The sequence below is a fragment of the Micromonospora craterilacus genome (assembly GCF_003236315.1).
In the GTDB taxonomy this organism is placed as follows: domain Bacteria; phylum Actinomycetota; class Actinomycetes; order Mycobacteriales; family Micromonosporaceae; genus Micromonospora; species Micromonospora craterilacus.
In genome coordinates this window covers 19,993-32,071 of sequence record NZ_POTY01000009.1, presented here as the reverse complement: position 1 = coordinate 32,071, position 12,079 = coordinate 19,993, and the positions used below count along the sequence as shown (strand labels likewise).

The 12,079-nt window shown below is 68.8% G+C and carries 6 protein-coding genes; 3 read left to right on the top strand and 3 right to left on the bottom strand.

Annotated elements, in window-relative coordinates; genetic code table 11:
• Positions 1-80: 80 nt before the first annotated feature.
• Positions 81-6,743: a polymorphic toxin-type HINT domain-containing protein gene (locus C1I95_RS03235; RefSeq protein ID WP_111212244.1), complete on the top strand. Its 6,663-nt coding sequence runs from the start codon at positions 81-83 to the stop codon at positions 6,741-6,743.
• A gap of 11 nt (positions 6,744-6,754) precedes the next feature.
• Positions 6,755-6,982 (top strand): DUF8617 domain-containing protein, encoded by a 228-nt coding sequence (locus tag C1I95_RS37425; RefSeq protein ID WP_499877969.1) that lies wholly within the window; start codon positions 6,755-6,757, stop codon positions 6,980-6,982.
• An 833-nt stretch (positions 6,983-7,815) separates the two neighbouring features.
• Here the strand turns inward: C1I95_RS37425 and C1I95_RS03230 are convergent.
• Together C1I95_RS03230 and C1I95_RS03225 are read right to left on the bottom strand one after the other, a co-directional pair.
• A complete protein-coding gene (locus tag C1I95_RS03230) occupies positions 7,816-9,399 on the bottom strand; it encodes an alpha/beta hydrolase (protein ID WP_438941276.1) in 1,584 nt (527 codons plus the stop codon).
• 33 nt (positions 9,400-9,432) lie between these two features.
• The gene (locus C1I95_RS03225) at positions 9,433-10,545 is read right to left on the bottom strand and encodes an ATP-dependent DNA ligase (protein ID WP_111212243.1); all 1,113 of its coding nucleotides are present in this window, start codon (positions 10,543-10,545) and stop codon (positions 9,433-9,435) included.
• A 136-nt stretch (positions 10,546-10,681) separates the two neighbouring features.
• Here C1I95_RS03225 and C1I95_RS03220 point away from each other — a divergent pair, with 136 nt between their 5' ends.
• Positions 10,682-10,894, top strand: a complete 213-nt coding sequence (locus C1I95_RS03220) for a hypothetical protein (protein ID WP_111212242.1) — start codon at positions 10,682-10,684, stop codon at positions 10,892-10,894.
• A 62-nt stretch (positions 10,895-10,956) separates the two neighbouring features.
• Here the strand turns inward: C1I95_RS03220 and C1I95_RS03215 are convergent, their stop codons facing one another.
• On the bottom strand, positions 10,957-11,874 hold the full coding sequence (locus C1I95_RS03215; protein ID WP_111212263.1) for a DNA-3-methyladenine glycosylase family protein: 918 nt from the start codon (positions 11,872-11,874) through the stop codon (positions 10,957-10,959).
• Positions 11,875-12,079 lie beyond the last annotated feature (205 nt).

Sequence of the window (12,079 nt, the reverse complement as noted above, 5' to 3'; positions counted from 1 at the left end):
CGAGGGGGCGGTGAAGCGCCGCCCCCTCGCCAGCCCTTTTGGCTTCCCCTCACTCCCCTCCTCAGCGTCAGGAAGGTGCCATGTCGCAGTTACGCACCGTCCCCTCTCGATCACGTCGATTGATCACTCTGGGCACCGTCGCGGTGCTGGTGGCGTCGACCCTTGCCGTGGCCCAGCCGGCTCAGGCGGCCGAGGTGCCGTCCGGTGACCGCGCGGTCGAGGCGACCAAGGCGGAGCCGGCCCGCCGCGCGCCGGTCGACCGGACCCCGCTACCGGACGACGGCGGCAGGTGGACCGGGCCGAAGCAGGCGACGTGGCCGGCGGCGGGACAGGCCAACCTGGCGGTCGCTGGCGCGCAGCCGGATCGACGGTTGGACGGCGACCGGCAGTCGGGACGAAGCGTACGCGCGCTGGCCGGAGGTCTGCCCGTGACGGCCTCGGCCGTCGCCGACAAGCGCGCCCCCGATCAGGCCCGGGTGCGGCTCCTGAACGAGCAGCATTCCAGGCAGCTCGGCGTCAGCGGCCCGGTGGTCGTCGTCGACGGAGACGCCGGGTCGGTCGAGGCAACCTTCGACTACGCCGGGATCCGGCAGCTCTACGGCGCGGGCTGGGGCGAGCGGCTGACGCTCAAGCGACTGCCGGCCTGTGCAGCGACGACCCCGCAGCGGTCGGAATGCCAGGAGGTCGACCCGGTCGAGACGACCAACAATCCGGTCACCAGCACGGTGTCGACCAAGGTGAGCCTCTCCGGCGCGGCGCAGATGGTGTTCGCCATCACGGCCGATGAGTCCTCAGAGGACGGGGACTACAAGGCCACCGACCTGAAGGCGTCGGGTTCGTGGACGGCGGGGGACAGCTCCGGTGGGTTTTCGTACTCGAACCCGCTGCGCCTGCCCCCGGCGGAGGGGCCGCTGCCCGAGGTGTCGCTGGACTACTCGTCGCAGATGGTCGACGGGCGGATGGCCGGCGCCAACAACCAGGCGTCGTGGGTCGGCGACGGGTGGGAGTACGCGCCGGGCTTCATCGAACGTTCCTACGTGACCTGCACCGACGACCGTGATGCGGTCGGCGGCACGGATCCGAACAACAAGGACAAGAAGACCTACGACCAGTGCTGGAAGGGTGACTCGCCGAACGTCACCATTTCGCTCAACGGCACCAACGCGTCCCTGATCAAGGACGACAACACTGGCGTCTGGCGGGCTCAGCACGACAGCAACTGGCGGATCCAGCTGGAAGGCAGCGCGGCAACGGCGGGCAACGCCACCACCGAGCGCTGGACGATCACCACGCCGGACGGCACCCGCTACTTCTTCGCCGGCGAGGCCGCGTCGGCCAACTCCCGCTGGACGATCCCGGTCTTCGGCAACCACCCGAGCGAGAAGTGCCATGCCACCGCTTTCAAGGACTCGTCCTGCAAGCAGGCCTGGCGGTGGCTGCTGGACAAGACCGTGGACGTGCACGGCAACACGGTCCGCTACTACTACGAGAGCGAGACCGGCCACTACGGCGCGGCCGACGACAAGGACAACCGGCAGTCGTTCCACCGAGGCGGTTACCTGACGCGGATCGAGTACGGGCTGCACACCAGCCACCCAACGGTCGCCGCAACCGGCCGGGTGATGTTCACCGTCGCCGACCGCTGCCTGGCGACCGAGTGCCACAAGGACGGCAAGCCGGTCAAGGCGAACTGGCCGGACGTCCCGTGGGACAAGCAGTGCGACGCCGCACCCTGCACCGACAAGCTGGCGCCGGTCTTCTTCAACACGAAGCGGCTGACGAAGATCACCACGCAGGTTCGCAGCGGCAGCACCTTCTCCGACGTGGAGTCGTGGAGCCTGAGCCACGAGTTCAAGGCGCCGAAGGTGGCCGGGTCGGCGTCGCTGTGGTTGAAGGAGATCGTGCACGCCGGGCACGTCGGTGGCACCGTCACCGACCCGCCGGTGCGGTTCACCGGTGTCGAGCTGTCGAACCGGGCCAACGTGCTGGCGGGAGCACCGCTGTTCTCCCGGTGGCGCCTCCAGACGATCCGCACCGAGTCGGGCGCGGACCTGCACGTCACGTACTCCGAAGCCGACTGCGACCTCAACGACCTGCCGGGTGCCGTGGAGAACAACTCGCGGCTGTGTTACCCCGTGTACTGGACGCCGGACGGTTACACCGAGCCGAAGCTGGACTGGTTCCGCAAGTATGTGGTCACCGAGATCTCCGAGATCGACCGCACCGCCGACCAACCGGCCATCACCACCCGCTACGAGTACTCCACCACCAACGGCGGCACGTCGACGCTGTGGGGTTACGACGACACCGAGTTCACCAAGAAGAAGCACCGCACGTACGGGCAGTGGCGCGGCTACTCACAGGTGGTGACCAAGGTCGGTGAGCCGGGGCGGGGGGTGCCGCTGACCACCCGCAAGCGGTTCTACCGCGGCCTGCACGACCAGCCGTTGCCGGGTGGTGGCCGGCGCACGGTGCAGGTGTCCGACTCGGAGAACAACACCTTCTCGGATCATCCGGCGTTGGCCGGGTTCCCGTTGGAGGAGGCGACTCTCGACGGCTCGGCCGTGGTCGAGGCGTCGACCACGCAGTACTGGACCCGCGAGACCGCCGCGCGTAGCCACGCCGGCGGCACCGATCGGGCGTACCTCTCCGGCCCGTCGGTGGAGAAGAGCCGCAAGCTTCTCGCGACGAACGCCTGGGCGCGGACGGAGACCCGTACCACCTACGACACCGAGGGCCAGCCGGAGACCGTCTCCGACCTCGGCGACACGAGCCGTGCGGGTGACGAGACCTGCACCCGCACCACGTATGTCAAGAACGAAACCGCGTGGATCCGGGCGGCGGTGTCCCGGGTGGAGACCGTCGCCAAGGCTTGCACTGACACGGTGTCCCGTCCGGCTGATGTCGTCTCCGACGTCAGGACCTACCACGACGGCTCCAACACCCACGGATCCACGCCGACGAAGGGCCTGGTCACCCGCGAGGAAACCGTCGACACCTGGAACGGTGGGCCGGTCTACGCCACCACCAGCCGTAGCACCTACGACGCCCTCGGGCGGATCAGGACCGCCACGGACGCCCGCGGCGGGGTGACCAGGACCGACTACACCCCCGAGGGGCCGGGCCCGGTCACCCAGACCGTCACCACGAACCCTCTAGAGCACAAGGTGACCACCACCCAGCAGCCAGCCTGGGCCGAGCCGACCTCGGTGGTGGACGCCAACAACAAGCGCACCGACCTGGCGCACGACCCGCTGGGGCGGCTCACCAAGGTGTGGCTTCCGGGCCGGGCCCAGGCGACCCAGACGCCGAACATGGAGTTCAGCTACCTGGTGCGCGCCGACGGACCGCTGGCCGTCACGAGCAAGCGGATCGGTCCCAACGGCAACTACATCACGGAGGTCGGGCTCTTCGACTCCCTCTACCGCCCAGTGCAGACCCAGCAGGACGCCCTCGGCGGGCAGCGGTTGGTGTCGTCGACCGGCTACAACGACCGCGGCCTCGAGTCGTACAAGGCGGGTCCGGCGTACCTCACCGGGGCGCCCGCCAACGCACTGTTGCAGCTGAACCCCGGCGCGGATCGGGTGCGGACGGTGTTCAGCCACGACGCTGTCGGCCGGGTGACTAGCGAGGGACTCTGGTCGGGCGGCAGCCAGCTGTGGGCCACGGTCACCAGCTACGGCGGCAACCCGGTCGGCTGGCAGGTCGCCACGACACCGCCCCAGGGGGCGACCGCCACGGTCGTTATCAGCGATGTCCACGACCGGACGACGGAGCTGCGGCAGTTCCACGGTCCCACCCCCACCGGCGGATACGACACCACCAGGTACACGTACGCCCCGCGCGGTGACCTGGCGAGCGTGACTGGCCCGACCGGAAAGATCTGGCGGTACGAGTACGACCTGCGTGGCCGGAGGGTGAGCACCACCGACCCGGATACGGGCACAACGACGCTGACCTACGACAACGCAGATACCGTGACCTCCTCGACGAACGCCAAGCACGAGGTCGTCACCACCGAGTACGACGTCCTGGGACGACAGAAGCGGCGTCACGCCAGCGGGCAACTCGTCGCCGAGTGGACCTACGACACTCGGGCCAAGGGTCACCTGACCAAGCAGCTTTCGATCGTCAACGGCTACCACTTCACCCGCGAGATCTTCGACTACAACGACGCCTACCAGATCCGCGACGAGGAGTCGGTGGTCCCGGCCATGCCCGGCCTGGCGGGCGCCGCCGGGACGTACGTCTCCACCGCCACCTTCAAGGTCGACGGTTCGCCGGATCGGGTTGGCCTGCCGAGGGTCGGCGGTCTGGAACGGGAAACGCTCGGCTACACCTACGACGACCTGGGCAACGTGACCCGACTGGTGGGCACGTCCTACCCATCCGGCACCGTCAACGTCTACGTCGACGCCGCCACCTACTCGCCCTACGGCGAACTGCTCAAGCGCACGCTCGGCGTCGACAACAAGCCGCAGGCGTACCAGACGTACGTCTACGACGACGTGACCCGGCGGCTCAGCGACTTCTACTTCGACCGCGACGCCAGCGTCACCAACGTCGCCGCCCTGGCCTACTGGTACGACCCGGCGGGCAACGTGCTGTCCATGGCCAACCGGCCGCAGGACAACGACGGCAACCAGCGTTCGGCCGACAGCGACGTGCAGTGTTTCCAGTACGATCAGCTGCGCCGGCTGACCCAGGCGTGGACGCAGAGCAACAATGTCTGCGCCACCAACCCGCAGGCGGGCGACGTGGGTGGTGTGTCGCCGTACTGGAAGTCGTACGTCTTCGACAAGGCCGGCTCCCGGGAGTCGGTGACCGACCGGCGCACCGGCCTGACCTCCGACTACCGGTACGCCTCAACGGGCGGGCAGCCGCACGCGGTGCGGACGGTGACCACCGGCGAGCGGGTCGACCACTACGACTGGGATGCCAACGGCAACCTCACCTACCGTCAAGTCGGCGGCGTCACCGAGACCCTGGACTGGAACGCCCAGGGCAAGCTCACCGAGATCAGCGGGCCTGACGGCGCCACCCGGATGCACTACGACGTCGACGGCAACCGGATCGCGCGGATCGACCCGAACGGCGATGCCACGGTCTTCGTCGCCGGGCACGAACTGACCGTCTCCGGGCAGAACAAGACGGCGACCCGCTACTACGGACATGCGGGAGGTGTGATCGCCTCTCGCACCGCGTCGGCCACCGGGGCGGGTGACGTCATCTGGCTAGGCTCCGACCATCAGGGCTCACCGCGATGGGCGGTCAACTCGGTCACCCGCGTCGACACCATCAAATACGCCGACCCCTACGGCAACCTGAGAGGTTCGAATGGTGTGGCTTGGCCGTCCGGCCAGCGCGGGTTTGTCGGCGGCACGGAGGACCCGACCGGCCTGACGCTGCTGGGTGCCCGATTCTACGACTCCAGCATAGGCGCGTTCATCTCCGTTGATCCTCTCCAGGATCTCGCCGACCCCCAGCAGTGGAACGGGTACGCCTACTCGAACAACAATCCAGTCACCTGGTCAGACCCATCAGGTCTGATCTATTCGGACTTCATCGATGCCGTCAATCAGGACGCAGCGCAGGGGAACGGTAAGGCGAACCAGCGCGGGCTCTGTCTTAACGGAAGCGCATGGGCGTGTTCCGAGAGTTACAAAAAGAACTACACCTACGCAAAATCACGTGTCGCTAAAGGTCCCGGCCCCACTGCTCGCCAGCAACTAGTGGGAGCCCTCCTTTGCGGCGCCATCCTCCTGTGCCGAATTGTCGACACCACCTATACCGCTGTTCAGGCTTTCAAGGCGTGCACTGCTGGCGCCAGTGCCGAGTGCGGCGGGTATGCCATGGACCTTGCCTCGATGGGCTTTGCGAAGCACCTTAGGCGTCTTCCGAAGAAGAGTTGCCTGCATAGCTTCGACCCCAATACCCCCGTGCTCATGGCTGACGGGACCAAGAAGCCGATCGGTGATATTGGCGAGGGTGATGAGGTCATCGCGCACGACCCTGAATCGGGCGTTACCGCAGCCGAGTCTGTTGAGGCGGTACACGTCAACCAGGACAGCGATCTGACCGATCTCACTGTCCGGACCCTCGATGGCCGGCTCGTCGTCCTCGAGACGACCCAGAACCATCCCTTCTGGAGCGAAACCGGACAGGACTGGATCGACGCGGCGTACCTGCGGCCTGGCGAGCAACTTGGCACCCGAGGCGGTCGTGCCACGGTCGTCAAGGTCCACAACTATGTTGGCAACGAGACCATGCGGGACCTGACCGTCGCCAACATCCACACGTACTATGTGATCGCCGGCAACACGCCGGTCCTCGTACACAACTGCGGGGAAGAGATAATCGCTGGCCCAAATTTGGGATCTCTCCGAGTGTCGGCAGCGAATCCGTCCGCATCTGAGGTTGCGGCTGCGCAGCACATGGCGGCTCGTGGAGGTAACGTTGTTCTTCGTGATCCGGTTGGCACAAGATCAGGAGGAATGACTAGCGATCTGCTGGTGGATGGTGTTGCCTGGGATGTCTATTCGCCAACAAGCCGATCCATCAACAACATCCTGACCAATGTCGCCAAGAAACATTCTCAGGTGAATGGGGGTGGCGTGGTCGTTGACCTTAGTGGCACGGGCCTGTCGGCAGGCCAGTTCGGCAATGCGCTGGGAAGAGTCAATGGGATGATCGGAAGCTGGGGTAAGCAGCCGATCGGTGGCTTGGAATTTATGGGCGGGTAGTGGTGGCCAAGATGATTTGTGTGTGCGGGACGATCCTAAGGGATGACGATCCCGACGACAGCCTGCTCTTGCTGTCTCGTCGTGAATTCGATGTGGATCTCGATAGCTCCCACCTATTCGGGTTGGCGAGAATTGTTCTGCATTGCCCAACATGTATGCGCCTTTGGGTTTTCTGGGAAGATGGAAAGGGGCCAACGGAGTACCTAACCTCTCCGGAATTGCCAGATGGTGGGCTCTGATGTGAGGCATGCGAACGATGAGGCGAGGTGACGGTGAGTAGCGCGAGGGCGTGCAAGTTGGTAGTCGTTGCCTGCGTTGCCGTCACGGTTGCCGTCAGCAACCTGACATGAATCTCGATCAATCGATCAATGCGGGTCGTAGGATCGGTGGCGTGCCGCGTAGCGGTGCGGCGTCGATCCCCGGAAGCACTCGTTGAGAGTGGCTGGTGAAGGGATCGCCACGGCCCCGGCTGGTCGATGGTCGGGCTCGTGGTTGGCTCGGTGTTGGTGGGCGTGCGCGCGGGGCCGGAACGGCTGTAGCGCGTGCGCGTGCGTCCGGCGTAGCCGGGCCCACTTGATCCTGTAGAGCAGTTTTGAGCCAGTCGGATCTTGGTCGAGGACCTTGGTCCGGCTGGCTCACTGCCTTGGTGCGCGATTGCGGCTGCTGCGAGGGCGCTTGGCGGGCGGCGGGACCTCCGAGCTGGCCTGATCCGGTCGACGAGAAACCCGATCATCCCAGCCCAGAAGGGCACTTTCGCCATCTACACGCCGATCCGGACACAGCCACACAGTGACCCGCTCCACGGATTCAGGCTAAGGGGGATCGTCACGGCCCTGACTTCGATGGTCGGCCTGTGCACGGCGGGGTTGGGGCAGGCAATGCATGCTGCGCGCGGGCCGTAGGCCATAGCATCTGCGCGGCCCGGCCTTGGCCAGCCCTTGGCCGACCACCGCGATCGGCGGAGCGCTGAGATGAATGCCGGGCCACGGGGTCGGGGCCATCAGTGCGGCAATCGGCCACAAACCAGGACCTGTTCCGACGAGCTTGATCAACGGTTTGTCCAAGCCCGAGGCTAGCGGGCCGGGCAGCGTTTTCCCTCGACCGGTACGGTCAGGTCGATCAGGTACGCGTCGACGGCCTGGGTGATGCAGGCGGTCTGCGGGTAGGCGGTGTGCCCCTCACCTTCCCAGGTGAGCACCCGGCCGACGCCGAGCATCTCGGCCAGGGCCGGGGTCTGTTCGTAGGGTGTGGCCGGGTCGCCGGTGGTGCCGACGACCAGGATCGGCGGGGCACCGTCGGCTCGGCCGGTGGGGAAGGGGTCGCTCCCGCCGGGCCACTCGGTGCAGGAGACCAGGCCGACCGCGAGCGCCGGGCCGAACAGCGGGTACTGCTGGCGCCACTGCGACTGCAACTGACGGATCCGGTCCAGGCTTGGCCGCTCCTCCTCGTCTGCGCAGTTGACGGCCATGTTGGCGTCGAACAGGTTGGTGTAGTGGCCGTTGTCGTCGCGGTCGGCGTACGCGTCGGCGAGCCGGAACACGTCGTCGGGGTTGCCCTCCTCCAGGCGGTTGATGGCCCGGGCGAGTTCCTGCCAGCCGGATTCGGTGTACAGCGACGAGATGACCGCGTAGAAGACCCAGCCGGCGGTGGCTTCGCGGCCGTCGGCCGCGCGGACCGGGGAGACCCGGGCCTTGTCGATGGCCGAGGTGACCGCCGCCCGGGCGTCCGGCGCGAGCGGGCAGCGGGCGGCGTTGGCCGCGCACCACCGGTGGAGGTTGCCGAAGGCCCGCTCGAAGCCCTTGGCCTGGCTCTCCGACCCGGCGATCAGGCCCTGCCGGGGGTCGACCGCGCCGTCGAGCACCAGCGCCCGCACCCGCTGCGGGAACAGCTGGGCGTACGTGGCGCCGAGCAAGGTGCCGTAGGAGTAGCCGAGGTACGTCAACTTGTCGTCGCCGACTGCGGCGCGGATCGCGTCCATGTCCCGGGCGGCCTGCTCGGTGGAGTAGAGCGGCAGTTGGTTGCCGTACTTGTCGCCGCAGCCCTGCCCGATTCGCTTGCTGAGCGCCACGAAACCGTCGAACGACTCCTGGCTGCGGGGATCGGGGTCGTAGCCGAAGGAGGCGTCGAGGTCGGCATCCGGAATGCACTCCACCGGGCTGGACCGGGCCACCCCGCGTGGGTCGAAGCCGACGATGTCGAACCGGTCCAGGATGGTGTCGGGTAGGCCGCCGAACTGCTCGCCGAAGGAGAGGTAGACGGCGGTGTCCACGCCGGAACCGCCCGGTCCGCCCGGGTTGACCAGCAGCGAGCCGATCCGGTTGCGCTGCTTGTCGGAGCGGACCCGCAGCAGGGCGATCTCGAAGGTCTCACCAGCACCGGGGCCAGCCGTGGCCCCGCTGCCGCCGGCCCAGTCGCGCGGGACCTTGATCCGGGCGCACTCGTACCGCATCCCCGGCGCGCTTCGCCGGACCAACTCCCGGGGTACCTCGGGACAGGCCCGCCAGGTCGGCGTCGCCCCCGGCGCCGCGGCCTCGCCCTCGGTGTCGGAGCGCGGCGCGAAGGCCGGCATCGTGCAGCCGGCGGCGACCAGCGCGGCGGCGGCCAGACCGGCCAGGGTGAGCCGGAAGCGGCGGATCCGGTCGGGCGTACGGGTCACGAGCGAGCCTCCGTGGTCGGGTCGGCGGCCAGGCTAGGCGGAGTCGGGTGGGGACCCGACCGGCACCGCGGGGTCGCCCCGCAGGACCTGGTCCACGTCGAACCGGACCGGCCGGTCCAGCTGATCGTATCGGCACGAGTGCGGGTCGCGGTCGGGCCGCCAGCGGACGAACCGCGCGGTGTGCCGGAACCGGTCGCCCTCCATCGCGTCGTACGCCACCTCGACCACCAGCTCCGGGCGAAGCGGCTCCCACTCCAGGTTCTTCGTGCCGGTCCACCGGCTGACCCCGCCCGGGATGCGCTGGCCCCGTTCGTGGTCGCCGTGCACCCACGGGTGCTCCGAGCCGACGTCGCGGTAGGCGGCCAGCTCCTCCAGCAGCTCGGCCCGCCGGGCCATGGTGAACGAGGCGCTCACCCCGACGTGGTGCAGCACCCCGGCGTCGTCGTAGAGCCCGAGCAGCAGCGAGCCGACGACCGGACCGGACTTGTGCCAGCGGAACCCGGCCACCACCGCGTCGGCGGTGCGGGCGTGCTTGACCTTGAACATGAGCCGCTTGCCCGGCTCGTAAGGCAGGTCGGCGGGTTTGGCGATGAGCCCGTCCAGCCCGGCGCCCTCGAACACGTCGAACCAGCGGCGCGCGGTGTCGGCGTCGGTGGTGATCTGGGTGACGTGCACCGGGGGCCGCACCGCGGCGAGGGCCTGCTCCAACCGGGCGCGGCGGCTCGGGTAGGGCTGGTCGATCAGGCTCTCGCCGTCGAGGGCGAGCAGGTCGAAGGCGACGAAGTCGGCCGGGGTGGTCTCGGCGAGCAGCTTCACCCGGGACGCCGCCGGGTGGATGCGCTGGGCCAGCAGCTCGAAGTCGAGCCGGGGCTGACCGTCCGGGCCGTCGCGGCGGATCACGATCAGCTCGCCGTCCACCGCGCAGCGTGCCGGCAGTTGTCGGCGAGCCTGCTCCACCACCTCGGGGAAGTATCGGGTCATCATCTTGCCGCCCCGGCTGGCCAGCTCCACCTCGTCTCCGTCGCGGAAGACGATGCAGCGGAAGCCGTCCCACTTGGGCTCGTAGGTCATTCCCGGGCCGGTGGGGATCGACGCGACGCTGCGGGCCAGCATCGGCTCCACCGGCGGGTTGATCGGCAGGTCCACGGCGACCAGTCAACCAGACGGCACCGACAGCGGTGAGGCAGATCACTGCCGGCCGTTGGGCGGCGTGTCCGTCCTGCGCCCGTCCCAGCATCACCGGGCGAATCGGAAAACCGCAGGTCAGAGCTACTTTCGCGGGGTGTCGGAGTTGGTCTGCGGGTGCTGCGGTCGATGGCGGGTCAGCGTCGAGTTGATTCGCGGCCGCTACGTCTATCGACTGGTGCACCGCTATCCCCACCGCTTCGGCGGCGGCAAGGACGTGCTCGGCGAGGTGGGCTCGGTGGCCGAGTTGGCGGAGCTGCTGCTTCGGCGTACCCCGGTTTGCCTTGCCGACCTGCGCGAGGCCGCCTGAGCCGCGCCCGGCCGCCCGCGGCGCTTCGGTGTGGTCCGGGCACGGCGGCCCGTGGCGGTTGTTCAGTAGCGGGCGAAGGAGCGGATGGGGGCGCGCGGCCCGTAGCGGGGGGCCTGGACCCCGGCCGCCTCCAGCAGCCGGCAGACCCGGCCCCGGTGCCCACGGAACGGCTCCAGCAGCTCCAGCAGCCGGGCATCGTCGCCGCGCGGCTCGCCGGCCAGGGCCCAGGCCACCGTGTTCGGTATGTGGTAGTCGCCGACGCTGACCGCGTCCGGGTCGCCGTACGCGACGCGGACCACCTCGGCGGCGGTCCACGGACCGACGCCGGCGATCGCGGTCAGCCTGCGACTGGCCTCCGCAGAGTCCGCGCAGCGTTCCAGCCGGTCGGCGACGGCCGCCGCCCGGCGCAGCGTGTCGGCGCGGCGTTGTTCCACGCCGAACGGGTGGTAGACCCAGTACGGGGCGGCGGCCACCGTCGCCGGCTCGGGCGGCAGCAGCAGTCGCGCCGGCCCGGGTGCCGGCTCGGCGAAATGGCGGACGGTGGCCGCGTACGCCCGGTAGGCCTCCTTGCCGGTGACCTTCTGCTCCAGGACCGCCCGGAGTACCCGGGGGAAGACCAGCCCGGTGGCCGGCATCCGCAGCCCGGCGTGCTGCGCGGCGAGCCGGGCCACCACGGGATGCGTCGCGGCCAGCGCCGCGAATCCGGTCAGGTCGTCGCGTAGCCCGGCGACCGCGTCGGCTCGCTCTACCACCCAGTCGGCACCCGGCCCGTATCCCTCGGCGACCAGGTCGCCAGCGACCGCTCGCAGGGCGAGCGTGGCCGACCCGGTGGGGGTGCGGGTCGCCCACCAGAGGGTGCCGTCGACGATCCGCGCGCAGGGGTCGTACGAGCTGAAGGTCAGCGGGCGGACCGACGCGGCCAGGCGGTAGCCGGGCGGCGGCCGGAGCGCCCGGCTCGCGGTGGGTTCGCTCCCGGTCACCACCCCACTCTGCCACCTCGGCCGAGCGCCCGGGTGGTCCCTGCCTGCGCGCCGGTCCGGTAGGCGTTCCTCGGACATTTCCTGGCCACCATCCGTTCAGGTTTCGGACCAGCTGAACGGCCAGGATTTTACGGGCAATTCATTTCTATGACGGATCTGTCAGGCGTCGCCGGCGCTCGTTCGGGACGGCTCCGCCGAGCCTTTG